The organism is Paenibacillus tyrphae (genome assembly GCF_027925525.1).
Classification (GTDB): Bacteria; Bacillota; Bacilli; order Paenibacillales; family NBRC-103111; genus Paenibacillus_G; species Paenibacillus_G tyrfis_B.
In genome coordinates this window covers 1-26,730 of sequence record NZ_BSDJ01000052.1, presented here as the reverse complement: position 1 = coordinate 26,730, position 26,730 = coordinate 1, and the positions used below count along the sequence as shown (strand labels likewise).

The window sequence follows — 26,730 nt, the reverse complement described above, 5'->3', positions numbered from 1 at the left end:
GCATTCTCTTTATGACACTCACTCAATGTTCAGTTTTCAAAGGGCAATGATGTTCGTCATCTTTCGACTTCGTTTTACAACCCGTCGAAAGCGACCTCTTTAATATACCACATCTTCAACCTGTAATGCAAGTACTTTTTTTCAAGTTTTTTTTCGAAACTCTTCAAAAGCTTGTCCTTGCATCAGTTTGCGATGCCCCAGCTCATGGCCGGAAGACTAATATACCATGGCTCAAATCGAAAATCAACCCCTCTGCAAAAAAAAGATACAAACCAGCGCTGGTTTGTATCTCGTGTCAGAAATGTCGCTTTATATACCGGTAGCCGAAGCTACGGACAGCTCCTGCCGGATTTCGTCGTGAATATGACCATTCGTAGCCAGAACATCGCGAACGTGCAAGCTGTACGGCTTGCCTTCCGTATCCGTAACCTTGCCGCCCGACTCGGAAATAAGCAGCGCTCCGGCAGCCATATCCCAAGAATTTAATCCGATTTCCCAAAAACCGCTCAATCGCCCTGCAGCAACATAGGCCATATGCAAAGCCGCAGATCCCGCCACGCGAAGATTCCTTACTTTAGGAGCCAACGCTTGAACGCCGCGCATGTTCACCGGCAGGGCGCCCGCCCGATCCGCAGGGAATCCGGTAGCAACCAAACTGTCGATAAGCTTCGTTTCGGAAGAAACTTGCATACGCTTTCCTTTGAGATAAGCGCCTTTTCCTTTCTCGGCGACATACAATTCGTTATGAATGGGATTGTAAACAACGCCGACAATGACTTCGCCTTTGTGAGCAAGCGCCAGTGAGATGGAGAAAAAAGGAAACCCGTGAACGAAGTTCGTCGTGCCATCCAACGGATCGACGATCCACAAATATTCGGCGTCGCTGAGCTGCTCCAGCGCTCGCTTGGAAGCTTCGGGACCGGGAGCGACTCCTTCCTCGCCCAAAACAACATGATGAGGAAAGTGCGTCTGTATCAAATTGCGAATCATCGTTTCAGCGCCCTTATCGACTTCCGTGACAAGATCGTGGGACGAATATTTGGTTTGCAGCTTGTTGAAGTCTCCAAGTTTGCTTTGAATCCATTCTCCTGCTTTGGAAGCGATATTAATTGCGACCGCGGTAAAGCTTTTGCTACCGACAGCGAAGGAGGGGATGTTGGAATTGGTCATTACTAATCATTCCTTTTCTATACCAATAAATAGAAGTCTTTTTCAATCCTAGTGACATGGCAACAGATCGAATAGTATCAGTATAGTTAATATACGTAAAATATGCTACGGAGTTTCGTCCAAACAGGCAATCAAATGTGACAAAACCTTGATTTTCCCAAAAGCCCTAATTTATACAAGAAAACCACCCGTCGATATGACGGATGGCTGTGTTATAACTGAGGATTAAACGCCGACAATATGGTAACCGCCGTCGACATAAATGACTTCTCCCGTAATCCCGCGGGAAAGATGGCTGATTAAGAAGAGGGCGGTATCTCCAACCTCGGCGGTTTCGGTCGTGCGGCGAAGGGGAGCTTTTTCCTCGACGGTTTTCAAGATGGAATTGAAGTCTTTGATGCCTTTGGCTGCGAGGGTGCGGATCGGGCCTGCCGATATGGCATTCACGCGGATGTTATATTGGCCGAGATCGTTCGCCAAATAACGTACGCTGGCTTCGAGGGCTGCTTTGGCGATGCCCATGACATTATAGTTTTTCATAGCACGTTCGGCGCCCAAGTACGTCATGGTCATAATGCTGCCGCCTTCGGTCATAAGCGGATAAAGCTTCTGAGCCACAGCCACCAAGGAGTACGCGCTTATATCATGAGCCAGAGCAAAGCCGTCTCGCGACGTATTGACGAACAGCCCTTCCAGCTCCTCCGTGCGCGCAAAAGCGATGCTGTGCACAATGCCGTGCAAGGCGCCAAACTGTGCTTTCAAGGCTCCGGCCAGCTTCTCGATATCTTCATCCGAAGTAACGTTGCATGGCAGGACGGCAGAGTTCGGAATTGTGTCGGCCAGCTTCCGCACCCGCTCCTCAACCCGTTCGCTTTCATATGTAAAAACAAGTCTTGCACCGTGGCTCGCCAAAGATTGCGCAATCGCCCAGGCAATGCTGCGGTCGTTAGCGACCCCCATGACCAATATGTTTTTGCCGGCAACCAAGTTCATATCCATCAGTTCCCCTCTCATCCATAAAATAGGGTTTGGACAACTTTCTCCCTTCTCAACGTACTTTATTTCCACAAAGATTTCAAGTTTGCGCATTCAGCGAAATTACAGCTCGAACGAGGCTTGGGACAATATCGTAATCCCTTCTTTCTTACCGATCGCTTCCATAAGATGAAACAGCGCTTCATCTTTCTTCTTAGCTTCAAGCATGATATCGAGCCGCGGCGTTGTCGGGGCGATAGCTCGCAAAAAAGGCATCAGAATTCCGGTATCGATGAAATCGGCGTGGCCGCGGGGATCTTTTTCGCTTTTGGGACTGGAGACATGAATTTTGGGCGGCAATTCGTGCGGAGGAGCTGCGGTATCCGCCTGCGCTTTCTGACCTTGCCATGTCTGCCGAATTCGCGGCCATAGCTCTTCCGCCGTCTCTTCGCTCCGGTTCACTTGGTCGTGATGAATGTCGAGCACCATCGGAACGCCAACCTCTTCGCATACCTCCAAGGTTTCGAGGGCGTTAAACGTCTTGTCGTCGTTCTCCAGCGTCATCCGTTCCCGAATCCGCTCCTCTAAAGCATCGAAATTGCGAATGAACCGTTCTTTTGCCGTTTGTTTGTTGCCGTACGTTCCCCCGATATGAATGTTGCACTTCGCCGACGCGTCCAGTCCCATCGCTTCCAGCATGCGGACATGACGATCCAGGTCGGCGAAAGAATGCCGCAGCACCTCCTCCCGCGGAGTGCTTAATACCGTAAAATGATCAGGGTGGAAGCTGATTCGCATCCGATGCTCCCGGGCATAACTGCCGATTTCCGCAAACGATTCCGCCAGCTCTTCCATCGGCTCCCAGTCGCTAAGCATCTCGTGGCCGACTAGGGGAATCAGCTTGGAGGAGCAGCGGTAAAGCTCGATGTCATGCGCCCGGTTATGCTTTAGAAGGCGCAGCGTATTGTGAAGGTTCTCGGCGGCAATCCGTTCCAGCTTGCGAAGCGCCGCATCCCGGTCGTCAAGCTTGGCAAAGTTGGTATACGTCATCGTTTTGGAAGGCGAGGCATTCTGGACAATCATGGACATCGCTACGTAACCAAGACGAACGATCATGCTACATTCACGCTCCCGATAGTTAACTACTCCATAGCTTGTCCCCGGAAAGAAAAAAGCACCCTCTTCCATGGGTTGGAAAAGGATGCTGCCCGTGAGGGTTTATGCACTATAATATTATGAAGGGTCGGTGAATTGGCAGTCTATGCCCGCTCTCCGAAAAACATTTCGTGAGCCAACGACGTCTGGATGCGCGCTTCCTCATCGCTCAGCTTGCGAACCAGTTCCATCTCGACCTGCGTCACTTCTTCGCCCTGAAAATTAATTTCGGCGATGGAAGCCAAAATTTTAACGATGGCAATAGCTTGGTTATCCGGCGTATAGGCGATAACTTTCTGTCCGGTAGGAAACACGCGGAAGCCGCTTTTCACCATTTTGCCGCGGCCGTACTCCAGCAGCTCGAATAGCTCTTGCTCGGATTTGAACTTGCATACGGAATTGAACTCGGTTTGAAATCCCATGAATTCGCTCCTTTCAGCCGTCTTTTAGCTTAAGCATATCGAACCTAGGAAGACAAAAGCAAGTCCGGCGATTTTGATCTATGCGGAACTTTAGTCCAAGGTATACTCCAAGCGCTGCTTCTCGGCATGACGCTCCAACGCAAGTCGAATCAAGTCGTCGATCAGCTCGCCGTAAGGCTTCCCGCTCTCTCGCCACAGCAGCGGATACATGCTGAAAGGAGTGAAGCCCGGCATGGTGTTGATTTCATTAATGAAGATTTTATTGTCTTCTCTTCTTAGGAAGAAATCGACGCGGGACAAGCCCGACCCGTCAATAGCCGTGAAAGCCCGAAGCCCGAGCTCCCTGATTTCCTCCGCCGTCTCTTGCGGAATTTCCGCCGGAATAATCATCGACGAGGTGCCGTCGACATATTTGGCCTTGTAATCGTAAAACTCGCTCGAAGATACGATCTCGCCGACGACAGAGGCTTGCGGTTCGTCATTGCCGAGCACCGCCACTTCCACCTCGCGGGCATTGACGAACTCTTCGACAATGACCTTGCGGTCGTAACGAAACGCTTGATTGACGGCAGCCAGCAGCTCTTCGCGGTTGCGCGCTTTGCTTACGCCAACGCTCGATCCGAGATTGGCCGGCTTGACGAAGCAAGGGTACCCGATTGAAATTTCAATTTCCATCAGGAAATAGCTGTTGTCTTTTTCCCACTGGCTTCGCGTGAAGTGACGGAAAATACATTGTGGCAGACCTTCCTGGGCGAATATTTTTTTCATGGTGATTTTGTCCATGCCTGCGGACGAAGCCAGTACGCCGGCGCCCACATAGGCGATGTTCGCCATTTCGAGCAGCCCTTGAATGGTGCCGTCTTCGCCGAACGTGCCGTGCAATAAAGGAAAGACGACATCCAGCGGGGCAGACGTCGCCGAAGCGCCCGACACCTTAATCGAGGCATCGGCGGAAGCCGGTTTGGAAGCAAAAAACGGCTGAAGGGCAAACTCTCCCGAAGATTGGGACGAGCCATCGAATGCAAGCGCTTCGACCGATTCGGCCGGCGCCGCAATCTGCGGTCCCGAATGCCAGTCCCCTTGCTTGGTTATGTAAAACGGCTGCACCTCGTATTTATTCAAGTCAAATGCTTTGATGACGGCCAGTGCCGTTTGGAGCGAGACTTCATGCTCCCCGGATTTGCCGCCGTAAATCAAGCCTACACGTATTTTGTCGCTCATAGAAACCTCCGGAAGTATGTTGATCCAAGCCGTCTAAAATCATGAAAAAGCAGGCTCCGTGCATGGCCCACGGCAGAAAAGCGAAGCCTAAGCTACGCACAGCTAAATTCGGAAAGATTTAAAAGGAATCGGACAAATGCAGGAAACGGTAGCGCGTTCGCTTCGTCCAAGCCGGGGAATCCGTATAGCTCCAGTACCGATGCTTGCTGTTGATCGTCTGAGCGTTGACAAGCGGCATGCCGCTTGGGTCCTTCGCGGTAACTATGGTGGTATGCTGATATCGGCCGTCGCCGTCCCAGTCGTAGCTGATGACATCGCCCAAATCGAGCTGCTGCGGATTCGCCACTTCTTGGGCCCGCAGCCCTCTGCGGCTCGTCAGCAAATGGAACTGCAGACTTTCGGCTACGGCCCAACTGAAGCTCCAGTGCTCCTGACCGCCGACCCGGCCTTTGTACCACCAGCCTGAATCCCTTTTACCAGTATAGTTCATAGGCGCTCCGCCTGCAAAGATGCATTGAGACACGTAATTGCTGCAGTTGACCTCAAATGCAAGATAGGCCGGATTGGCTCTATCCCACCACTGATCGGCGTAACGTACAGCTTCGAGCCGGTTGTAAGGGGTGCGAGCGGCGGCTTGCTGGAAATGGGAAATGATTTGAGTATTCAAATACGGTACGGAAGGAGCACGCATTAACCCGACGGCGGCAAACGAATCTTCCGCCTGCATGATCCCGCCCGCAACCGGGGGTTTTAGGCGTAAAGCCTGCTCCGTTTGAAGATATTCGATATGTACAACGGACCAGCCGTCCGACACCGGGGAAAGGGTGATCCGTTCCTGTTCGACCCGCTGCTCTTCGTGGAGGACCCGACGAATCTCGCCGACGGTCGTCCGTCTGAGGGTGACTTCGGCGACGATGCTGTCTCCGCGCTCCGCCACTTGATCGACAGTGAGCCGGGTTTCGCTTTTGGTCGGTACGAATTGCCGCTGACGGTCGGTGTCCGCCCGCCGGGCAAGCCTCTCGGTCTGCGCGCTCAAATACGCAGCATCCTCCACAAAGGGCAGCATCGGTTCCACGGAATAATCGATGTCCATTTGATTGCGATGATGTACATAATCGTAGAGGGTCGTTTTCCAAGACACGGCATCGGTCCCCTTTCATCGGAAGCCTGTACGGCTAAGATCGATTTATTTCAACAGGGCAGAAAACATTCATTCCCATGGTATGCGCGCCGCCGTATAAAAATGAGCGAAATCAACCTTTACGAAACGGTCATTCAGCATGTATACTATAGCTATAGCTAATAATGAAATCAAGTTTCATACAATGAAACAAGATCCATGCAGCTGATCACTTGTCTAAGGAGGAATAGCACCATGTCTAAAAAAGACCAATTCTCGGTCCGCAAGCAGCTGAACGTTGGCGATCAATCGTACAACTACTACAGCCTGCAGGCGTTTGAAGCGCAAGGCAACGGCCATGTGCAAAATCTGCCTTTCTCCATTAAAGTTCTGCTTGAAGCGGCGATCCGTCAATTCGACGGCAAGGCGATCACGGCAGAGCACGTGAAACAAATCGCCGGCTGGGCTTCCGAACGCGACGCCAACAAAGAAATTCCGTTCATTCCGGCACGGATCGTGCTGCAGGACTTCACCGGCGTACCGGTCGTCGTCGACTTGGCAGCCATGAGAGATACGATGAAACGGGCGGGCGGCGACCCGAAACGGATCAACCCGCTTGTTCCGGTCGACCTTGTTATCGACCACTCGGTTATGGTTGATGCTTTCGGTTCCCCGGACGCACTCGAATATAATGAACGCATCGAATTCGAGCGCAACGAGGAGCGTTACCGCTTCCTGCGCTGGGCGCAAACGGCGTTTGACAACTTCCGCGCCGTGCCGCCGGATACCGGTATCGTTCACCAAGTTAACCTTGAGTATCTCGCATCCGTCGCAGCAACGAAAACCGTTGACGGCGAAACGGAGGTTTATCCGGATTCCCTCGTCGGTACGGACTCCCATACGACGATGATCAACGGTCTCGGTATCGTTGGCTGGGGCGTCGGCGGTATCGAGGCCGAAGCAGGCATGCTGGGTCAACCGCTGTATTTCGTAACGCCGGAAGTTATCGGCTTCAAGCTGACCGGTACGCTGGCAGAAGGCGCTACGGCAACCGACCTCGCGTTGACTGTTACCCAAATGCTGCGTAAAAAAGGCGTTGTCGGCAAGTTCGTCGAATTCTACGGCCCAGGCCTGAGCAACATCAGCTTGGCAGACCGTGCGACGGTAGCAAACATGGCTCCGGAATACGGCGCAACGATCGGCTTCTTCCCGGTTGACTCCGAGTCCTTGAACTACATGAGAGGCACGGGCCGCAGCGAAGAGCAGATCTCGCTTGTCGAAGCTTACTATAAAGAGCAAGGCATGTTCCGTACCGACGCAACGCCGGATCCGGTGTTCAGCGATACGTTGGAGCTTGACCTCGGTTCGGTCGTTCCGAGCTTGGCCGGTCCGAAGCGTCCGCAAGACCGCGTTGAGCTGACGAACATGAAGGAATCGTTCAACAGCATCATCCGTACTCCGATCGAAAAAGGCGGCTACGGCCTGTCCGACGAGAAAATCGCGGAAACGGTCGAAGTGAAGCATCCGAACAACGAAACGAGCAAAATGGGCACAGGCGCCGTCGTTATCGCAGCGATCACTTCCTGTACCAATACGTCTAACCCAAGCGTTATGTTAGGCGCTGGTCTCGTTGCGAAAAAAGCGGTAGCTCTCGGCCTCAGAAAACCGGGCTACGTGAAAAGCAGCTTGACGCCGGGCTCCCTGGTCGTTACCGACTACCTGAAAAAAGCCGGTCTGCTCGAGTCGCTCGAAGCACTTGGCTTCCACGTCGCCGGCTACGGCTGCGCAACGTGTATCGGTAACTCCGGTCCGCTGCCGGACGAAGTCAGCAAAGCGATTGCCGACAACGATATGACCGTTGCTGCCGTACTTTCCGGTAACCGGAACTTCGAAGGCCGCGTTCACGCCCAAGTGAAAGCCAACTACCTGGCTTCTCCGCCGCTTGTCGTCGCTTACGCTTTGGCCGGTACGGTCAACATCGATCTGGCGAACGATCCGATCGGCTACAACCAAAAGAACGAGCCGGTTTACCTGAAAGACATCTGGCCAACATCGCAGGAGATTCAAGAAGCGATCCAATCCGCGATGAGCCCTGCGCTGTACCGTGAAAAATATGCCAACGTGTTCCGTTCCAACGAGCGCTTCAATGCGATCAAGGTACCGGAAGGCGAACTGTACGAATGGCCGACTTCCACGTATATCGCGAACCCGCCGTTCTTCGAGAACTTGGGCGCCGGACTGTCGGACATTGCGGATATCCGCGGAGCCAAGACGCTTGCGCTGCTCGGCGATTCCGTCACGACGGACCATATCTCGCCTGCGGGCAACATCAAAGTTGATAGCCCTGCCGGCAAATACTTGATCGAGCATGGCGTGAAGAAAGAAGACTTCAACTCCTACGGTTCCCGTCGTGGTAACCACGATGTCATGATGCGCGGTACGTTTGCGAACATCCGTATCCGCAACCAAGTGGCACCGGGCACCGAGGGCGGCGTAACGACTTACCTGCCGACCGGCGAAGTTATGTCCATCTATGATGCTTCGATGAAGTATCAAGAACAAGGCACGAACCTCGTCGTTATCGCCGGCAAAGAATACGGCACAGGCAGCTCCCGTGACTGGGCGGCAAAAGGTACGTTCCTGCTCGGCGTGAAAGCCGTCATCGCGGAGAGCTTCGAGCGGATTCACCGTTCCAACCTCGTCGGTATGGGCGTGCTTCCGCTGCAATTCTCGGAAGGGCAAAGCTGGACATCGCTCGGCTTGACCGGCAGAGAAACGTTCGACATTACGGGTCTTAGCAACGACGTACAGCCGGGTCAAAAAGTATCCGTCAACGTCACACGCGAAGACGGCTCGAGCTTCAGCTTCGAAGCCATCGTCCGTCTGGACAGCTACGTGGATGTCGATTACTACCGCAACGGCGGTATCCTACAAACCGTCCTGCGTCAAATCATGGCGTAAGACGAAGCCTTCCATATACAAGGAAGCCCCAATCCTCTTCGCGAGGCCTTGGGGCTTCTTTTTTTGCTATATGAGGCAGTTCTGCCGATTACTTCAGCATCTTGCCCATCCGGCGGGCGGCCTCCATCAAGGCAGGCGCATGTTCCTTCATCTTCTTGAGCGTCAGCCGGTTGGCCGGCCCCGACACCGCGAGAGCGGCAACCAGCCGCTGGGCGCGGCCGAAGATTGGCGCCGCCACCGCCGCGGCGCCGGGTTCGCGCTCCTCGACGCTGGTAGCATAGCCCAGCGTCTTCACTTCATCCAGCTGCTGCAAATAAGCAGCTGGGGATACCGCCGTTGGCCAGGACGGATCGCGCAGCAGTTGCTGCTGCTCGTCCGAATCGGCGAAGGCGACGAGGATCTTGCTCGACGCGCCAACGGACAGCGGCAGTCTTGCCCCGATCGGAGCGACCCGGCGGATCGCCTGGTTGCTCTGAACCGCCTGCACGCGGACGCGCTCCATGCCGTCGCGCACATACAGGCTGACGGTCTCGCCGACTTGATCGCGCAGCCGTTCCATCTCCGGCAGCACGATCAGCGCCGGATCGTCGCTGTGCGTCAAATTGGCGCTCAGCTCCCAGATGCGAAAGCCGAGGCGGTACCGCTCCGAGGCCGGGTCGCGGATGATGAAGCCTTTGCCTTCCAGCGAGGCCAGCAGCCGGTGGACCGTGCTTTTATGCAGCCCGACCCTTGCGGAAATTTCCGTTAAGTTCAAATCTTCCGCTTCCGTAAAGCAAAGCAATATATCCAGAGCCCGTTCGACAGCGCGAACGGTTAGTTTGCCATCTTCGACCATATTCCCACTCCCCGAAATTGCGTTTCACTGGTTGAAATCTATTATAGCCGATTTCGATGCGTTTTCCTATATGAAGGTCGTTCCTTCTTCAATAAAATATTGTTTTTCCAGTTGGTGTAACAACCGATGTTACAGGGAGATTACAGAAAGTTTACATTTTTCGCGCAATATTGACGCCCGGCCATTCTCCCTATACTATAAAAATATAAGGATCTTACAAGCCTCGAATTTTCGGATCTGACCGCAAATGTAACTCGCAAGTTTTTCCCTCCGATCGTTCGGATAAAAGCTGGCGTTTTCAAATCGTTATCAGGGCCGTATCCGACGTCATCCGCTAAAGGTAGTCATCTTAGTTTCAATGGGAGGGATCCGGCATGGAAACCAATTCTTATTCACCCGTACCTTTAAACACCACTACGGTTGAAAGCGCTATCAAACGTACTACCTTCCTCCGAAGGAACAGAGGTCTGCTTCTCGTTCTGCTGTCCGTTCTGCTTCTGCTGTTCAGCTTGACGATGGCCTTTCACGCTTATATTGCCTGGACGCTGGTCCGGCCGCATATCGATCCGCTGCGCTCGAATCCCGCCGTCGCTTTCGGCGCCGCTTACGAGGACGTGCAGTTTCCTAGTCTGAATGCCTCCTCCAACCTGTCCGGCTGGTACATCCCGTCGAGCGCGGGAACGGCAGCGGCCCGGCAAACGGTTGTGTTCTCGCACGGCTACGGCGGGAACCGCGAAGAAATCTGGGTGCCCATCTACGATTTGGCCAAGGCAGCCCACGATATGGGCTACGACGTGCTGATGTTCGATTACGGCTATGTCCAGCCTCAATGGAACGTGACGGGCGGTTTGCGCGAATCGCAAGAACTGTTGGGCGCCGTCCAATACGCGAAAGACCGGGGAGCCGAAAAAGTGTTCGTCTGGGGCTTCTCGATGGGAGCCGGAACGGCTCTGCAGGCCGCGCTGCAAACGAAAAACATCGACGGCATGATTCTGGACAGCACCTTCGTGCTCGAACCGGACACCCTGTACCATAACATGAAGCAAGCGGCGAATTTGCCGAAGTTTTCCCAAAACCTTGTGCGTATGTTCTTCCCGCTGATCAATGGAGTCAGCTTGAACCAAGTGCCTTATGATACAGTGAAAGAGACGCAGTATTCGATGCCGATTTTCTTCATCCACGGTAAGAAAGACTTGCGGGCCCCGTATGAAATGGCGGAAGGCATCTTCCAGAAGCAAAAAGCGGACTCCGGCTCCGCGTTGTGGCTGCTGGAGAACGACGGGCACGAGCTGATCTACCGCGCTCACAGCAAAAGCTATCTGCAGATGACGACCGGTTTCCTCCGTACGTTGTCCTCCGCTCCGGCACAACCGTCGAAGTATAATAAAGCCAGGTAGACAAATAAAACATAGCTGTACCCCTCCCCGAATACAATGTTCCTGTAGCGTCCGGCAGCGAAACCGGATGAAGCAGAACGACGGGGAGGTTTTTGCGTATGCTGTACGTTTACGGTTCCCTAATGCCGCTCAGGGTTTTGGAGGAAATTCGGTTCTGGAAAATGCAGGAGAGAGAACACACGGTCGTCATCCGCGAATTGGTTCCAACGCTCGAACCGGAGTACGCCGCACTGCTGCAGCAATGGGAAGGCGTCCTTGCGCAGACGGAATCCGCCAGCCAGCAATGGATCGAAGCCGTGCTGCGGGCCAAGCATCCGGTCAGTCCGTATATCATCGACAAAGTTAACGAACTGCTCTATGCGTCCATTGCGCAATCGAATGAATTTATCCGGCATTTGTTTCTCATTCTGGAACGAAGCCGTCCGGTTCGGGCGAATCCGGTCGTCCAAACCGTGTTCTTGCACATCATACGCGAATCCGAATATTTTCTCGGCGTTCTGCATGCGGTCCAAAGCTCGCCTGAAGGATATGAAGAGTTTCGCGCCGAGGATGCATGTGATGCAACGGATACGCCCACAGTGAACCATGCCCCGGACGAGGAGCAAGCGCACATCCACTTATGGCGCAGCGAAAGCGAGCCGGCTCCCATTGACCTAAACCAGCTCACGGCGACGCAGGAAGGCACATGGTCCGGAGAACGGCCTCAGACCCCCTATTCGAGGCCCGTACCGATCGGAGGCCACAAGCTGCCGCCTCTGCCCTATGCCTACAATGCGCTGGAGCCGTATATCGATGCGGAAACGATGCGGCTGCATCATGACAAGCACCACAAAAGCTATGTCGACGGGCTGAACAAAGCCGAGAACATGCTTGCGCGCGCAAGGGAAACGGGCGACTTTTCGCTGGTCAAGCATTGGGAAAGAGAAGCAGCGTTCAACGGAGCGGGACACTATCTCCATACGATTTTCTGGAATGTGATGAAGCCGGGCGGCGGCGGAAAAGCAACGGGGCCGATCGCGGCGGAGATTAAAAAGTCGTTCGGCTCTTACGAAGGATTTCACAAGCAATTCAGCGCAGCGGCGGATAAAGTGGAAGGCGGCGGCTGGGCCATTCTGGTCTGGAGCCCGCGCAGCCACCGGCTGGAAATTTTGCAGGCGGAAAAGCATCAAAACTTGTCGCAATGGGACGTCATTCCGCTCCTCGTGCTGGATGTATGGGAGCACTCGTATTACCTCAAATATAAGAACGAACGGCCCAAATATATTGAAGCTTGGTGGAACACGATGAATTGGGATCATGTGAACGAACGGTTCGCGGCGGCCCGTCATTTGATGTGGCTACCTTATTGAAAAAACATAACGAATCCCCGGCTGACAGAAATCCGGTCCGCATGCGAAGTCAAAGACAAAGCAGCTGTGAGCCGCATCGGTCCGGGGATTGCTGCATTTATGCAGGGACATTTATTGTCGAAGGGCTTATCCCGCGATGGAAGTGGTGCGGTCCTGCTTGCCGGAACCTAGCATCGAGATGAGCCAAGGAATGAAGACCAGCGGATACAGCATCAAGTAGGCATTAGGAAGCCACCATGCCGGATCGAATTCGCCGCGAACGGCCCAGAACGAAATGGCCAGCAGTCCGGAGCTGAATGTTAAAATAAGCGAGATCAGCGACCAGCCGATCCACGCGCTCCGGCCTTTTCCGTGCAAATACAGGCTGTATAGGCCGGTGAGGGAGATAAACAGATCAATAGGCATAAACGACCAGTTCCATGCCACCAGAACCGGGTTGGTGTAGTCATTATACAGCCATTCCGGAGGGATAAGCTTCAGGGCAGTAATTCCCCAATACAACAAAAATCCGATATCAGTGATCCAAAATAACGCTCTTAGCGCCTTAAGCCGCATTTTTATCCCCTTTTCCCATGGCTATTTAATCCTGTATCTGCTGCTTTGACGCAGGAGCACTTTCCGATGGAGCACCGGCCGAGCTTCCGTGAGCCCCTCCGCCCAAGTTCAGTCCGATGACGCCGAGGATGATCAGAGCGATAGAACCGGCTTTTAACAGCGACATGGACTCGTTAAAATACAAATACCCGATCACCGCAATAACCGCCGTCCCGAGACCCGACCATATCGCGTAGGCCACGCTCACGTCAATTTGCTTCAGGGAAAAATTGAGCGCGGTAAACGCCAGCAAGTAAAAGACGACCATGAGGATCGAAGGCGTCAACCGCGTAAAACCTTGTGAAAATTTCATAGAAATCGTTCCGGCGATTTCGAGGGCAATGGCAGCCCCCAAATAGAACCAATACATCTGCACATCATTCCTTTTTATATTTATTGCGTCGTTTCCTGACTCGGACCTTCCGGAATCAAGCCTTGCACAAAAACGTCGGCCATCGTTCGGACTGCCCCCGCTAGCGTACAATCCGTATTCATTAAAAAATCGGCGTCAAACAGGGAGACGGACGCTCCCTTCATAAGTTGGACGATCGTCGGCACATGAACGGGCCGAAATTGTCCGGCCGCAACGCCCTCCTCAATAATCGCCCTGACGGTTCCCCACTCTTCCTGAAGCAGCCTGTCGACTTTCAACCATTCGTCCGGAGCGAATCGCTTAAGGTCCGAAAGCAGCCGATGGTCGCCAAGCTGCAGCCCCTTGGGAAGAATCGTCAAAATTGCGCTCAGCTTCTGGGCGCAGGACAGGCTTTCGTCCCGGTAAATGCCTTGCTCGGTTCGCTTTACCTCCGAGACCGCCTCATCGACGAGCGTGCCGACGATATGCTCCTTGGATTCGAAGTGTTCGTAAATCGTACGCTTGCTGGTGCCCAGCTCGGCGGCCAAATCCGATATCGTAAATTTCAGCCCCTTCCGCTTCATCAGCTCCATGGCGGCTTGCAGCAAACGTTCGCGCACAGGCAATCCCCCTCCTTAAGTTAATCAACCGTTCCAATTGGTACCCAATTATTTTTGCCAGTACCATAATGAGTAAAGTATACTTTTCTCAACATCGTTCGTCAACGGTTAGTCTCCCGCTCTTCTCTCGCCGGAAAAAGAAAAAGACGCAGGTTTCCCTGCATCTTCTTCGTTAATTCAGTCCTTGATAAGCGATAAAAACTCCGAACGCGCAGCCGCGTCCGTACGGAACAGTCCGCGAACGGCGGAGGTTACGGTTTTGCTGCCCGGCTTCTTGACGCCGCGTGCGCACATGCACAAATGCTCGCCCTCGACGACGACCATGCAGCCGTGCGGCTCAAGCTCCGTCTCGATGATGTCGGCGATTTCCGACGTAATCCGCTCCTGCACTTGGAGGCGGCGGGTGACCGCTTCAACCAGGCGGGCGAACTTGCTCAAGCCGGCAATTTTACCGCTCGGAATGTAACCGATATGGATTTTGCCGAAGAACGGCGCCATATGATGCTCGCACTGGCTGTAATAGACGATATCCTTCACAATGACGAGCTCTTCATGCTTCTCGTCGAAGGCAACACCTAAAATATCCTTCACGTCTGCGTCGTAGCCTGCAAAAATTTCTTCATACATGCGGGTTACCCGCGCAGGTGTATCCAGCAGACCTTCCCGGTCCGGATCTTCGCCGATCAGGCGCAAAATTTCCCGGATGTGATGCTCGACTTGTTCCCGGTTGTCGGCAACACGGCTGTTTCTGTACTCTTTGGCCGGCATGGGTTATCCTCCTCCTGAATTCGTCCGGAGTTTCCGTTCCAATATAGAAAGAAAAGCCCTCGATCAGGCTTTTCGGGCTTACGGACGAAACTTTTGTTTCTTCATCATAGTTTGCATTTTTTGCATTTGCTGCTTGTTCAAATTATACCCCATTTGCTTGGCCATCTGCTGCAGCATGTCCGGATTGCTCTGCATTTTTTCAATCTGCTTGCGCAAGTACTGCACGCCGATAAAAAAACCGGCCGCGCCTCCGGCAATGAGGGCGATAACCGCGGTAATGACGTAACCCCACATAATCGTACCTTCACCTCAAACGATGGATGTCATTTCTTCATCATAGCATGTCAAAGCCTCGGTTACAAACACCAATTTCCTCTACATCAGGACACTTTCGATAAATACGGTCGTCTGCTTGGCCAGATCGACTTCCTTGACTTCCATATCGTCTCCGCCGCCCTTGACCACACGGATGACAGGCCGGCCCGGCAGCCCCCGGTGCTGACCGACCACGACGCCGGTTTCCCGGGTGGACAGCTTGACCGACGTACCTGTCGGATAAACCGATACCGTACGCAAAAACTGGATTACGATCTCTCGGTCCAGCTTCTCGCCAGCTAGCACCATCATGCGCTCGCATGCATCGTGCGGCAGCATCCGCCGGCCTTCGGACAAATCGAACAGCAGGTTGTCATAGGTATCCGCCACGGCAACGATGCGCGCATACAGATGAATTTCATCGCCCGGCAGCTGACGCGGCATGCCTTGTCCGTCCATCGTCTCGTGGTGTTGGAAAGCGACGTGCGCAATCAGCAAGCTGAGCTCCCGCTTATGCTTCAATACTTCAAAGCCGCGCCACGTATGATGCTTTCTCGGATCGCCGCTTTCATCGTCCGTCACAAGCTCAAGCTTGCCAACATCGTGCAGCAGCGCGCCGATCGCAAGCTCCTTCAGTTGCGTCGTCGACAGCCCCATGTTGATGCCGATCAGCGTCGACATCATGCAAACGTTGATCGCATGCACGTACATTACATTGTCGTGCGTCCGGATATCCGACAGCTGCACCAGCACTTCTTTGTTTCTCATAATTTCGTCCAGCAGCGTATCGATGCTTGCCCCGACATGCTTCATGTTGAAATCTTTCCCGGACCGGATCGAATCGAACGTCTCTCCCATCCGCTGCATCACGGCCCGCTTCGTCTCCTCCGAGACGAGGTCGGCCAGCTCGATATCGTCAAACTGCTGGTCTTTAATATAAATCATCGTCACGCCGATCCGCTTCAGCGTTGTGATCATGAATACGGTTAGCTGCACCCCTTCGGATAGCAGCACCGCCCCGTTCGCGGAAAAAATCGTCCGTCCCAAATATTGCCCGGACTCGACGTTCTCGATATGCACGTATCTCACGCTAGGGCCCCTTTCCCCGAAAAGCCTTCATGCTGAAGCAAAAACGTCTTGATGTGCAGTCCGCCGCCGTAGCCGACCATCGCGCCGCTTGCGCCGATCACGCGGTGACAGGGCACGATAATCGGGACCGGATTGCGGTTGTTCGCTCCCCCTACGGCGCGCACCGCTTTAGGCGAACCGATCCGTTCGGCTACGTCTTTATACGACCAGACGTCGCCGAACGGAATATCGGTGAGCGCCTTCCATACTTGGATTTGAAACGGTGTACCGCGCAAATCCAGAGGCAGGTCGAACGTTCGTCTCGCACCGGCAAAATAAGCCCGCAGCTGACCGACCGCCTCGGATAATGCCCCGGGGTCCCTTACCCAGTCGCCCGTGCCGAACCGCTGTTCGGACCAAGCGCGAAGCTTCGGTTCGACATCGGCGAACGCGCCGAATTCGATCTGGCACAAGCCGCCTTGCGGCCCCGCGTTCCAGCCGAGCGTCAATACGCCGACCGGTGAATCGATTTCATCGTATCGGATCGCCATCCTGCTCATCCCCCTGTCGCTCTCCCGTAAATTGCGCGCGCGCTTTGCCGATCTCCCGACGGGCGGCCTCGTCCCGCTCCGTCTCCCAAGCGGTGTCCAGCGCCTCGCGCGCTACCTCGCCTCCGATCCGGCCAAGCGCCCAAGCGGCCGTGCCGCGAATCTCGGGACGCTCGTCCTTCCGCAGCAGCTCTACGAGCTGCGGCACGCTGCTTGCGTCCCGGAAGTTGCCCAGCGCGAGAATCGCGTTGCGCTGGATAGGCTTGCGGCCGCGCCAAGCGGCGGCGCTGTGGCCGAACCGCTCTTTGAACTCACGGTTCGACATCGACAGCAGCGGCAGCAGCAGCGGCTTAACGATCTCGGGATCTGGCTGCAGTTCCGGATGATGTCCCGCGTGAATGCCTTTATTTTTGGGGCAGACGATCTGGCACGTATCGCAGCCGTACAGCCGGTTGCCGATCTTGCGCTTCAGTTCGTCGTCCTCGATATGCCCTTTCGTCTGCGTGAGGAACGAAACGCAGCGCTGCGCGTTAAGCTGCCCGGGGCCGACGAGCGCCCCGGTCGGGCAAGCGTCGATGCAAAGCGTGCAATCCCCGCAGCTCTCGGTCACGGGCGTATCCGGCGGAAACGGCACGTTCGTGATCAGTTCGCCGAGGTAAACCCATGACCCCCATTCCGGGGTAATCACGGAGCAATTTTTGCCGACCCAGCCGATCCCGGCCCGCTCGGCCACCGCCCGGTCGACAAGCGCTCCGGTATCGACCAGACTCGCCGTGCGCGCTCCGGGTACCCGTTCGCGAATCCAGGCTTCCAGCCTTGCAAGCCGGTTGCGCAGCACGTGATGATAGTCCTGGCCCCAAGCGGAACGGGAAAAAATGCCCCGGTACGCGCCCGGCTCGGACCGCGGCGCATCCTTCAGCTTCGACGGATACGCCACCGCGATCGAAATTATGGACCGGGGCTCCGCAAGCGTCAACGCCGGGTCCACACGCTTCTCGAGATCCCGCTCCTCGAAGCCGGATTCGAACCCTTTCTCACGGTGTCGGGTCAAAATATCCTTCAATTCGACGAACGGATCGGCGCTTGCAAAGCCGATCTTATCAATGCCAAGCTGCGCCGCATCCGCTTGCAGCTGCTCCTTGAGCTGTCTCCAGTCCGCAGGCTGCAGCTCCTCCACCGCCGCAAAACGTTCGCTCTGCTGCTCCGTTCCCACCCTGCTGTATTCTTTTTCCATTACAGGCTCCTCCACTTTTGCGGTGGCCATACGATCCACTCCGCCCGTCCGACGACCCGGGTTAGCGGAATAGCGCCGAAGGTACGGCTATCGTAGCTGGCATACCGGTGTCGGTTATCCCCCATGACGAACAGATGGCCTTCGGCAACCGTATAAGGCTCGAAGCGCCCATCCTCGATGCTGGAATCCGTGTACGCTTCCTGCGCCTCGCTGCCGTTGACGTAAAGCTTGCCGCCCCGGATATGCACTTCGTCTCCGGCCACCGCTACGACCCGCTTCACCAAAAAAGGATGCATCGATTCGCTTCCCGGCGGCTCCTGGATGACCACGACATCTCCGCGCTTGGGCGGGGGACCGGCGTAGCGGAACGTTTTATTGATAAACAGCCATTCGCCCTCTTCCAGCGTAGGCTGCATAGATTCCCCTTTGACTGTGGACAAATGAAACACGAATTGATGCATGAGCACGACCAAGGCCAACGCGAACGCGAACCATTTCATCCAGCCCAGCAGCTCCCGTAAAGGATTGGAGCTAACCGGGCCTTCCGACGGACTTTCGGTCCGTTCGCTTTCGTTGTTGCTCAGAGAATAGCTCACATCCTAACCCTCCGCTCCGCGTTCTCTCCACTGCTCATAATAGGATAGGACCAGTTCGTCCCGAAACGGCGCTTTAGCGCTTTTTACACGCCCCAGCAAATGCTGCAGGCCCTGCTCGACCTTGCTCTCCACAACGGTGGAATAATGATAGGCGAGCTTGTGACGCTCATATTCTTCCCGATCGACGACATGCACATCGCCCGCCGGCATGCGAATCACGTCCAGATCGTAATCGATATAGGTAATAACACGTCCGTTCACATACGGCGGGGAAGCGACGTTGCAGTAGTATCGGACGCCGGCTTCCTCGATCAGCGCGACTACGTTAAACCACTGCCCCGGGATAAAAAAAGATACTCCGGGAATGCGGCTGACCCATTCTTTGCCGTCAGCCTCGACGATTTTCGTCTGGCTGTTAATCAGCACCAGCATGGACTCCGCCCGATGGGATTCATGCAGCAGACGTTCCGGCACCAACCAATTTTCAAGCCACATGCGATGCAAGTGCCCGTCGTGTTTAAAGCTTTTGATGACATGCGGGGTAAACGTCTCCATGTGGTCCAAACCCTTCTGCCTGCGGTTTTCAACTGACTTTCGTGCTTCTTTCTCTTGCTACTAGCATAAACTTATGTTGCACCGCTTTCAAGAGCCGTAATCTTCGAATAAACAAAAAAGCATAGCCGGGAAACCGAGGGGCTCCGGGTATGCTTGTGTGATTCGTTAAGCTTGTTTCGGCTCGATGTCAGCCGTTCACAATGCTGAGCCGCTGCGGGAACCGGGAAAAGTCTTCCGCCTGATAGCCGGCTTTCTCGTATACGGGAATGACCACTTCGTTGTGCGCATCGATGGTAACCATGATGCGGCGCACTTTGCGTCCCACAAAACGCTGGCGAAGGGACTCGATCAAGGTCTGTCCGATTCCTCTGCGCTGATGATCCTGCCCTACGGCAATGCGATAGTAGTAGCCGTCCTGGTTATCGATCGTTCCTACGATGACCCCGACGATGGCGCCTTCGTCTTCCGCGATAAGGACGAGCTCGCTGTCCCAGGACAACTGTCTGGCAAAAGCCGACATCGTCTCCTCGTAACATTCCTCTGAAAGCACATTCCTGAAAAGCTCCGTGACTGAAACGTAATCGGACAATTTAAACGTACGAACCAGATACGAACTTACAAGCATGTTAAACTCTCCCCGCCACTCATATGGTAGATAATAAAATACGACAAATAACGCAATATTCCTGCTAATTTTCAAAAAAACGATAAAAAATCTTCATATTTTTTTCAAATCCTCCTGAAAGCGCTTAATTTTAAGCGTTTGCAAAGAGTTTGGTCGTTTATTGTCTGTTTTTTGCAGCTCGTGCAATCTCCGGTCAACGGCGAAAAAGCTCCCCTTCGGCATCCATGCCTTCGGGGAGCTTTTCCTGCACGCTGTTCGCAATGGCGTTATTTTTCCGTATGGTCCAAGAGCCGGTTCAGAACCGTCACAGCTTGGGCACGCGTCGCTTGTCTCTGCGGCTCGAAGGAGCCGTCCGGGTTGCCTTCCAGCAAGCCCAACCCGGCGGCCCGTCCTACCGAATCTTTGGCCCAGTCGCTGACGGCCTCACGGTCCGTGAACGCCGGTGCGTTCGGCGGCAATTGGGATTCGGCCCCTTGGGCATAACCGTACGCGTTCATCAGCATGAGAGCCATTTGCTCGCGGGTGACCGGCGCTTCCGGGGCGAACGCCGTGTCGCTGACCCCGCTCACAAGCTTGGCAGCCAGCGCTTGGGCCAACGCCTCGCGATACCACGCATCGGGCGACACGTCCTTGAACGGCAGCTCCTTGGCGCCTGTCGGCAGCTTCAGCGTCCGCGTAAGCAGCGCGGCGAACTGAGCCCGCGTCATGGTCGCCTCCGGCGCGAAAGCCGTCTCCGTCATGCCGTCGGCGATCTGCTTGGCCGCCATCCGTTCGATGGTCGCCTTGGCCCAGTGAGCCGCTATATCGTCAAACGTTCGGTTCCATTCCATAACGGCATAGGACGAGAAATGGCTCAACCGGACTTGAATCGCCCCGTTCTCCGCCTTGCCGCCGACATATTCCCAGCGTCCGGCCGGAGCGTTGTAAACATAAACTCCCGTCTTGGCGGCATCGCCGATCTTGGCTGAATCATATCGCAGCAGCACCGTCACGTTCTTGTCGAACGCCTCGATTGTCCGGTCGCCCGCCTGAAGCGTGAAATCGAATACGGGAGAGGCGAGTCCGGCATAGGACGGTTTGCCGGGAGCCTCCTGCGACATGGTGACGGTTAGCTTGACCGGGGTCGCTGCGCTTTCTATGGCAAAAGCGTCCGACGGAATGTTCAGCGATGCCTGATCGGAACGAACGACGAAGGCCGACCCGGTTTCCGCCGCTTTAAACCATACCTCGCCCGGCAGTTCCACGATGATTTGCTTCACGGGACTGTCGGATCGGGCGCCGGCGTCGATCGTGACCGGGGCTCCTTTCGCAGCGGCAAGCTGTTCCAGCAGCTTCGCTTTGTCCGGCTTCACGCTCAGAACGGAGCCGGATTCGCTTTTGCCGTCGCCGGAAGCCGCAGGGGCGCCGCCCCAGCCGCCACCGCCGCCTCCTCCGGCGCAGCAGCCCGAGTTGCCCCCTCCACCTCCGCCACTGGCAGGAGCCGGCTGGATGGTATAAGCGTACTCGGCGGTCTCGCTCCAGACGCCGTTTTTCATCGCAGCGGCATAAAACTTTGTATTGGAGCTGATCGTTAAAGGCCCCTCCAATTCGATGGAATTCAATCCATCATACGTTATATAGATTGCGGCTCCGGGTGTCGCCGAAGATAACGTTACGGTTTGGGGACCGGTGTAAGTTCCCGAAGCGATCGAAGCTTTCGGCCGATCCGGAAGCTTGGAAAACTTCGCTACGCCGGATTCGATAAATTCATTGCCGCGGCCGGACGCATCATTTGCCTGGATCGTAATATCGTAAACGTCGTCGGTCACGGAAAGCTCGACCGGGCCGCTCCATTCCCCGTTGACCAAAGAAACGGTTTTGTTCTGTTTATAACGATCCTCGTGATTCACCGTCACTGTAATTTCGGAGGACAGGTTCCGAAGCAGGGCCCCTTTATCGTCCAATGCCTTTACCGTCACGTTGGCTTGCCGCCCATCCGGCTCCGGCTCTGCCGTCATACGGAGGCGCGGCATTGTAAAAGCCCGCTTGCCGTTCATCAGCCCTCCGCCGTAATAATCTTGATACTTCGGAGCGTAATATGTCCCCAAATAATATCCCGATATCGGCGGTACATCCAGCTTTTGGCTGCTGTCATACAAAATATGGTGCACGTCCTGCGAGCTCAAATTTTTATTTTGCGCTTTAAGCAAAGCGGCCAGTCCCGCAACCATCGGGGACGAATAAGAGGTCCCGGCACCGCTGGCATAGCCCCCGGACAGCGCCGTCGAGTAAACGCCGGTTCCCTGCGCAACCGTTGTTATTTTTCCAATATTGGAAAAATCGGAAATCGTCAACGCATTGTTCGCCAAGCGACTAACCGAGCCTACGGAAACGACACCCTCGTAGCGCGCCGGATAGACGGTCCAGGCAAACCTCCTGTAGGAGTTGTCCTCACGCGTCGGAAAATCCACAGGCTCGCCGAAAAGCCAATGGTTGCTCTCGTTGCCGGCCGCTGCGACAATAACCACATTCCGGGACAGGGCGTAATCGACGGCTTCTTTTAGCATTTGGCTGTTTTGCGGCATCCCCAGGCTGATGTTGATCACGTCTACCTTGTTGTCCGCCGCCCATCGGATGCCTTGGGCTACGGCGCTGCTCGGAATGTAGTCTTTGTTGTTGGCGTCTTTCTTCCCTACTTTCACCGGAACGATCCGTGCGCCGCCGGCCGCTCCGGCTATGCCGATGCCGTTATTGGTTACAGCTGCGGCGATTCCGGCGACATCCTACCGTGTCCCGAATCGTCGACAGGAGGCTGGCCTTCGTCAAGCGCATTATAGCCCGCTTCCAAGCTCCCGGCGAAGTCCGGATGATTCGGATTCACACCCGAATCGACGATCGCGATACGAATCGAAGTCCTGTCCTGCACGCGCTCCCAGGCATAGGTCATCTCGGTGACGCTGAGGCCCCATTGGCTCCCGTTCACATAATAAGGGTCATTCGGTTGATAGATGGAGGAGGTCACGGTCGGCGAACCGCCTCCGCCTGCGACCTGGCCCGGCACCTCTATAACCGCCGGATCGGCGTATTGCAGCAAATATTCGGGCTCAGCTGCCGCCACAGCAGGGTCCTGTTTATAGCGTTCGACAGCGGAAAGCACGTTCTCTCCCGGCGCCAGCGGCATTTCGACGAACGAATCCGAATCCGCGGCCGAAAGCAGACCGGCAGAACCTTCGCTCCGGGCTGGCTCTTTGTATTTCACCCATACTTTTCCGGAAACTACGTTTGTCGGCTGAGTTACGAGGGATGACGGCATTGAAAATGGCGGAGACGAGAACCTTGCATCCAAGTTTCCTTCTGCTGCCTGTACTTTTCCCGAACTCCAAGCCAAAAAAGGCGACAGCATCATTGCCGTCGCTAACGTTACGTGAAGCCATCGCTTCTTCATCCGCATTTGCTCCCCCCAGCAATCTCCCTGTTGACAACTCTACTAAAACTTACCACTCTAGTATATGACGAACAAAAAAGTTTCGGCAACGAAAGATTGCGAATTTTGCCGAAACATTAGATGTACCCGTTTCGTATTAACTGGTAATTTCCTTAGAATGGGAGCGAATCAAGATGAACAAGCATGAGCCCTCCAATCCGAACGCTTCATCGGCAGCGGGAAATAAGAAGCTGATCAGCCTATTTGTAGCGGCTGCCTTGGCTGCAAGCGCCGGATGCTCCTCGCCTCCGCCTGCGAATGCCCCGCTGCAGTCTGCCCCGCCTGCTCAAGGCGGGATCAATCCGCCTCCTGCCGCAACCGGCCTGGGAACTGCGGCCGGTGCCGGAGCTGCAGCCGGCATCGGAGCCGCAGCCGGTGCGGCCGCTGGTGCTGCAGCCGGTGCGGCCGCTGGTGCTGCAGCCGGTGCGGCAACCGCTCCGTCGGCAGACTATTGCCGGGACGACAACAACGACGGTGAATGCGACGATGGCAGCGGACGCATCAACCGTTCGGGCAGCAGCGCCTACCTCTACGGCGGCAACACTTACTACCGCCGATCCGCCACGGGATCGAACGGAGTGGTTGCTTCCCCGCCAACCGTCACGAAGCCGGGAGGCAATGCCGTCCAGCCGCAAGGAAGCGCCCCGGCAAAGAGCACGCCGGAACCGTCGAATACGCCTACGCCGACAACCAGCGGACGGACGGGCAGCTTCAACACGAAAGACTCTGTTACATCCGGCTCCAACTCAGGCGGCAAGAGCGGCAGCAGCTCGGGTACGGCTGGCGGCGACTCATCCGCCTCTTCGGCGGGCACGCCGGGCAAATCCGTATCCGGCTCGTCGACATCTACCGGTTCGTCCGGGTCTTCAATAAGCAGCAGCTCGAAGGGAAGCTCTAGCTCGTCAAGCTCATCCAGCTCATCCAGCGGCATCTCTTCAGGAAGCTCCGGCGGGCACGGTGGAATCGGGAGCTCCAGCTCCAGCAGTGGGGGCTAAGAACTCGGGAGGCAGAACTGCCTCCTTTTTCTTTTGCATAAAAGTCCGAACAGCGTGAAACGATAATCCGGTAATCTTTGGCTTTGCACAGACGGGTGGAATATCATGCGGCAATCGTTCGGATTGCATTGGAGGAGGAAGACGATGACAAACGAAACGACGACGTCCGGTACTATGCGCCGGATTGACGAACTGAACGATGTGCGGATGACGAAATGGACGTCGGAGGAGCTTCATTACCACCAACGGGTCATGAGCGACCTGTCCCCTTGGCTGAACGCTCAAGGCACCGCCATGCTCGGGCAGATCATTCATGAGATTGAGCACCGCGGCGGCGAACGGTTCCGTGGGGAAGATGCCCCCGCCACGAACACTTAATATACATAAGTGTTGATTTTATATAGAAAATAGGCGATAATAAATCTTGGAAATCTCATATCCTCAGGAGGTAGATAGAAGATGGCACACCAATTACCGGCACTTCCTTATGCGAACAATGCGCTTGAGCCTCACATCGACGAAATGACCATGATGATCCACCACGATCGTCACCACAACACATACGTTACGAACCTGAATGCTGCGCTTGAAGGCCATGCCGATCTTCAATCCAAAAGCGTGGAGGACCTGATCGCCGATCTGAACAGCGTACCGGAGAGCATCCGTACCGCAGTCCGCAACAACGGCGGCGGCCATGCGAACCACTCCTTGTTCTGGGAAACGATCGGCCCGAACGGCGGCGGCGCTCCGAGCGGCAAGCTGGCTGACGCGATCAACGGCGAACTGGGCGGCTTCGACAAGTTCAAAGAAGATTTCGCAAAAGCGGCAACGACCCGTTTCGGCTCCGGCTGGGCGTTCCTCGCTGTGACCAAAGACGGCAAATTGAAAGTGTACAGCCTGCCGAACCAAGACAGCCCGATCATGGAAGGCGAAACGCCGATCCTCGGTCTGGACGTATGGGAGCACGCGTACTACTTGAAATATCAAAACAAACGCCCTGACTACATCGCGGCATTCTGGAACGTTGTCAACTGGAACGAAGTCGGCAAACGTTACGAAGCGGCCGTAAAATAATCGGCTTTGCCCGCAAAGGACTGCGGAGGTTTCTCCTCCATGCAGTCCTTTTTCTATCCTCGGCATGTATCGCCCGAACCAGCTCCTCCAAGACTGCCCGACAGGGAATTCGAAGGCCCCTTTCCCCCGAAGCCGGAACGTAGTATGATAGACAAATAGGCGAATTTTGGAGAAAACGGAAACCGTGACCGAAAAACGCAACATATTTGATCGGGAAAGAGTGAGACTCATGAGCAAACTGATCACTCTCCTGCATGATGTGCCGCTGTTTCAAGATTTATCGGTGGCCGAGTTGGAGACGATCGTTCCTCTGTTCGTGGAACGGAAATTTAAAAAAGGGACCATTTTGTTTTTCGAAGGAGACGTCGGCGAGGAATTTTATTTGATTCATTCCGGTGTCGTCAAAATTTACCGAATCGACAATTCCAAGGAAATTATTCTTTCGTTGTTCCGGGAAGGCGATTTTTTCGGGGAGATGTCGTTGGTTCAAAAAGGGCTCAAGCGCTCCGCGACGGCGGAAACGCTGGAGGCCTGCTCGCTGTATACGCTGATGCGTTCAGACTTTCAGCAGTTCATGGAGCGAAGCCCCAGGCTGTGCCTGAAGCTGATGGAAGTGACCATGGAGCGGCTGCGTAAAGCGAACGAGAAAATATACGATCTTACGTTCCTCGACGTCCGGACGCGCACGATCAAAACGATCTGCCGGCTCGCGGAGGAATACGGCCAGCCGAAGGCCGGCGGCATGTTTATCGATATGAAGCTGACGCATCAGCAGCTGGCCAACATGGTCGGTACGGTGCGCGAATCGGTGACGAAGGTGCTTCAGGAGCTGCAGGAGGACGAGCACATCGCAATCGACAAAAAGCACATTTTGATCAAAGACATCCAAGCGATGAAAAAACAGATTTACTAGATCTATCGCAAGAAACGCCAACCCGGGGCGAAGGGCAGACCTTCGTTTCCAGGCTGGCGTTTTTCATTTTGTTCGGGCTGTCTATGTCCTTTGTTACATTGCCATTTATCTTTCACATTTGGAAAAGAAAAGCGTGATTTACATCACTTACGCAATCCGCGGTGTTTCCTATAATTCAGCTATAAGGACATCGTGGAGCAAAAAAATGTGAAAAGGGGTTATGACATATGGCAAACCTGAAAACAAACGAACCGAAGCCGCAGAATAGCGGTCTTCTGCTGGTGGTAATTCTCTTCTTTGTGATCCTTTGCTCGCCGCTATTCTATTTCATGTATCACCTGATGATGGGCAACGAAGCGATGTTTATCTACAATCCCTATAAATAACAGCCGGCTGGGCACTCTC

General features: G+C 54.8%; 29 protein-coding genes. 7 read left to right on the top strand and 22 right to left on the bottom strand.

Annotated features, from left to right (window positions below; genetic code table 11):
- Positions 1-309: 309 nt before the first annotated feature.
- From QMG93_RS34085 to QMG93_RS34060, 6 genes are all read right to left on the bottom strand, one after another.
- On the bottom strand, positions 310-1,170 hold the full coding sequence (locus tag QMG93_RS34085) for an inositol monophosphatase family protein (protein ID WP_281944361.1): 861 nt from the start codon (positions 1,168-1,170) through the stop codon (positions 310-312).
- 225 nt (positions 1,171-1,395) lie between these two features.
- Entirely contained in the window at positions 1,396-2,163 is a 768-nt protein-coding gene (gene fabI / locus QMG93_RS34080; RefSeq protein ID WP_281944360.1) for an enoyl-ACP reductase FabI, read from the bottom strand.
- Between the two features lie 105 nt (positions 2,164-2,268).
- The gene (gene uvsE, locus QMG93_RS34075) at positions 2,269-3,261 is read right to left on the bottom strand and encodes a UV DNA damage repair endonuclease UvsE (RefSeq protein WP_281944359.1); all 993 of its coding nucleotides are present in this window, start codon (positions 3,259-3,261) and stop codon (positions 2,269-2,271) included.
- A 143-nt stretch (positions 3,262-3,404) separates the two neighbouring features.
- Entirely contained in the window at positions 3,405-3,722 is a 318-nt protein-coding gene (locus QMG93_RS34070; protein WP_281944358.1) for a hypothetical protein, read from the bottom strand.
- A gap of 90 nt (positions 3,723-3,812) precedes the next feature.
- Positions 3,813-4,943 carry a D-alanine--D-alanine ligase gene (locus QMG93_RS34065; RefSeq protein ID WP_281944357.1) on the bottom strand — a complete coding sequence of 377 codons (1,131 nt, stop codon included), beginning with the start codon at positions 4,941-4,943 and terminating at the stop codon, positions 3,813-3,815.
- A gap of 118 nt (positions 4,944-5,061) precedes the next feature.
- A complete protein-coding gene (locus QMG93_RS34060; protein ID WP_281944356.1) occupies positions 5,062-6,084 on the bottom strand; it encodes an amidase domain-containing protein in 1,023 nt (340 codons plus the stop codon).
- 234 nt (positions 6,085-6,318) lie between these two features.
- Here QMG93_RS34060 and acnA point away from each other — a divergent pair, with 234 nt between their 5' ends.
- Positions 6,319-9,024, top strand: a complete 2,706-nt coding sequence (acnA, locus tag QMG93_RS34055) for an aconitate hydratase AcnA (protein WP_281944355.1) — start codon at positions 6,319-6,321, stop codon at positions 9,022-9,024.
- Between the two features lie 88 nt (positions 9,025-9,112).
- Here the strand turns inward: acnA and QMG93_RS34050 are convergent, their stop codons facing one another.
- Positions 9,113-9,859: an IclR family transcriptional regulator gene (locus QMG93_RS34050; RefSeq protein WP_281944354.1), complete on the bottom strand. Its 747-nt coding sequence runs from the start codon at positions 9,857-9,859 to the stop codon at positions 9,113-9,115.
- Between the two features lie 374 nt (positions 9,860-10,233).
- Between QMG93_RS34050 and QMG93_RS34045 the strand changes: the two genes are divergently transcribed.
- Positions 10,234-11,256 carry an alpha/beta hydrolase gene (locus QMG93_RS34045; protein WP_281944353.1) on the top strand — a complete coding sequence of 341 codons (1,023 nt, stop codon included), beginning with the start codon at positions 10,234-10,236 and terminating at the stop codon, positions 11,254-11,256.
- Between the two features lie 98 nt (positions 11,257-11,354).
- Complete coding sequence (locus QMG93_RS34040; protein WP_281944352.1) at positions 11,355-12,605, top strand: Fe-Mn family superoxide dismutase; 1,251 nt, start codon at positions 11,355-11,357, stop codon at positions 12,603-12,605.
- A gap of 126 nt (positions 12,606-12,731) precedes the next feature.
- Here the strand turns inward: QMG93_RS34040 and QMG93_RS34035 are convergent, their stop codons facing one another.
- From QMG93_RS34035 to QMG93_RS33965, 15 genes are all read right to left on the bottom strand, one after another.
- A complete protein-coding gene (locus QMG93_RS34035) occupies positions 12,732-13,160 on the bottom strand; it encodes a DUF5360 family protein (protein WP_281944351.1) in 429 nt (142 codons plus the stop codon).
- Between the two features lie 25 nt (positions 13,161-13,185).
- Positions 13,186-13,569 (bottom strand): DMT family transporter, encoded by a 384-nt coding sequence (locus tag QMG93_RS34030; protein ID WP_281944350.1) that lies wholly within the window; start codon positions 13,567-13,569, stop codon positions 13,186-13,188.
- 23 nt (positions 13,570-13,592) lie between these two features.
- Positions 13,593-14,171: a TetR/AcrR family transcriptional regulator gene (locus QMG93_RS34025; RefSeq protein ID WP_281944349.1), complete on the bottom strand. Its 579-nt coding sequence runs from the start codon at positions 14,169-14,171 to the stop codon at positions 13,593-13,595.
- 177 nt (positions 14,172-14,348) lie between these two features.
- The gene (gene folE / locus QMG93_RS34020) at positions 14,349-14,939 is read right to left on the bottom strand and encodes a GTP cyclohydrolase I FolE (RefSeq protein ID WP_281944348.1); all 591 of its coding nucleotides are present in this window, start codon (positions 14,937-14,939) and stop codon (positions 14,349-14,351) included.
- Positions 14,940-15,017: 78 nt separating this feature from the next.
- Positions 15,018-15,233, bottom strand: coding sequence for a YneF family protein (locus QMG93_RS34015; RefSeq protein ID WP_010502086.1), 216 nt, complete (start codon positions 15,231-15,233; stop codon positions 15,018-15,020).
- An 81-nt stretch (positions 15,234-15,314) separates the two neighbouring features.
- On the bottom strand, positions 15,315-16,343 hold the full coding sequence (locus tag QMG93_RS34010) for an HD-GYP domain-containing protein (protein ID WP_281944347.1): 1,029 nt from the start codon (positions 16,341-16,343) through the stop codon (positions 15,315-15,317).
- Positions 16,340-16,873: a methylated-DNA--[protein]-cysteine S-methyltransferase gene (locus QMG93_RS34005; protein WP_281944346.1), complete on the bottom strand. Its 534-nt coding sequence runs from the start codon at positions 16,871-16,873 to the stop codon at positions 16,340-16,342. Before QMG93_RS34005 ends, QMG93_RS34010 begins: the two co-directional genes overlap by 4 nt.
- A complete protein-coding gene (queG, locus tag QMG93_RS34000) occupies positions 16,854-18,104 on the bottom strand; it encodes a tRNA epoxyqueuosine(34) reductase QueG (RefSeq protein WP_281944363.1) in 1,251 nt (416 codons plus the stop codon). The genes QMG93_RS34005 and queG overlap by 20 nt, the downstream gene beginning before the upstream one ends.
- Positions 18,104-18,700 (bottom strand): signal peptidase I, encoded by a 597-nt coding sequence (gene lepB, locus QMG93_RS33995; RefSeq protein ID WP_281944345.1) that lies wholly within the window; start codon positions 18,698-18,700, stop codon positions 18,104-18,106. The genes queG and lepB overlap by 1 nt, the downstream gene beginning before the upstream one ends.
- 3 nt (positions 18,701-18,703) lie before the next feature.
- Positions 18,704-19,255, bottom strand: coding sequence for a DUF402 domain-containing protein (locus QMG93_RS33990; protein WP_281944344.1), 552 nt, complete (start codon positions 19,253-19,255; stop codon positions 18,704-18,706).
- Between the two features lie 187 nt (positions 19,256-19,442).
- Positions 19,443-19,880, bottom strand: a complete 438-nt coding sequence (locus tag QMG93_RS33985) for a GNAT family N-acetyltransferase (RefSeq protein ID WP_281944343.1) — start codon at positions 19,878-19,880, stop codon at positions 19,443-19,445.
- A gap of 266 nt (positions 19,881-20,146) precedes the next feature.
- Complete coding sequence (locus tag QMG93_RS33980; RefSeq protein ID WP_281944362.1) at positions 20,147-22,597, bottom strand: S-layer homology domain-containing protein; 2,451 nt, start codon at positions 22,595-22,597, stop codon at positions 20,147-20,149.
- Positions 22,598-22,614: 17 nt separating this feature from the next.
- The gene (locus QMG93_RS33975) at positions 22,615-23,118 is read right to left on the bottom strand and encodes a S8 family serine peptidase (RefSeq protein WP_281944342.1); all 504 of its coding nucleotides are present in this window, start codon (positions 23,116-23,118) and stop codon (positions 22,615-22,617) included.
- Positions 23,119-23,543: 425 nt separating this feature from the next.
- On the bottom strand, positions 23,544-23,978 hold the full coding sequence (locus tag QMG93_RS33970; RefSeq protein WP_281944341.1) for a hypothetical protein: 435 nt from the start codon (positions 23,976-23,978) through the stop codon (positions 23,544-23,546).
- A complete protein-coding gene (locus QMG93_RS33965) occupies positions 23,891-24,274 on the bottom strand; it encodes a hypothetical protein (RefSeq protein WP_281944340.1) in 384 nt (127 codons plus the stop codon). The genes QMG93_RS33970 and QMG93_RS33965 overlap by 88 nt, the downstream gene beginning before the upstream one ends.
- 208 nt (positions 24,275-24,482) lie before the next feature.
- Between QMG93_RS33965 and QMG93_RS33960 the strand changes: the two genes are divergently transcribed.
- The 4 genes from QMG93_RS33960 to QMG93_RS33945 all read left to right on the top strand — a co-directional run bounded on the left by QMG93_RS33960 (position 24,483) and on the right by QMG93_RS33945 (position 26,711).
- Entirely contained in the window at positions 24,483-24,716 is a 234-nt protein-coding gene (locus tag QMG93_RS33960; protein ID WP_281944339.1) for a hypothetical protein, read from the top strand.
- A gap of 81 nt (positions 24,717-24,797) precedes the next feature.
- A complete protein-coding gene (locus tag QMG93_RS33955) occupies positions 24,798-25,412 on the top strand; it encodes a superoxide dismutase (RefSeq protein ID WP_216796067.1) in 615 nt (204 codons plus the stop codon).
- A gap of 229 nt (positions 25,413-25,641) precedes the next feature.
- Positions 25,642-26,325: a Crp/Fnr family transcriptional regulator gene (locus tag QMG93_RS33950; protein WP_054973825.1), complete on the top strand. Its 684-nt coding sequence runs from the start codon at positions 25,642-25,644 to the stop codon at positions 26,323-26,325.
- 227 nt (positions 26,326-26,552) lie between these two features.
- Positions 26,553-26,711 carry a hypothetical protein gene (locus QMG93_RS33945; protein ID WP_157244192.1) on the top strand — a complete coding sequence of 53 codons (159 nt, stop codon included), beginning with the start codon at positions 26,553-26,555 and terminating at the stop codon, positions 26,709-26,711.
- Positions 26,712-26,730: the final 19 nt, after the last annotated feature.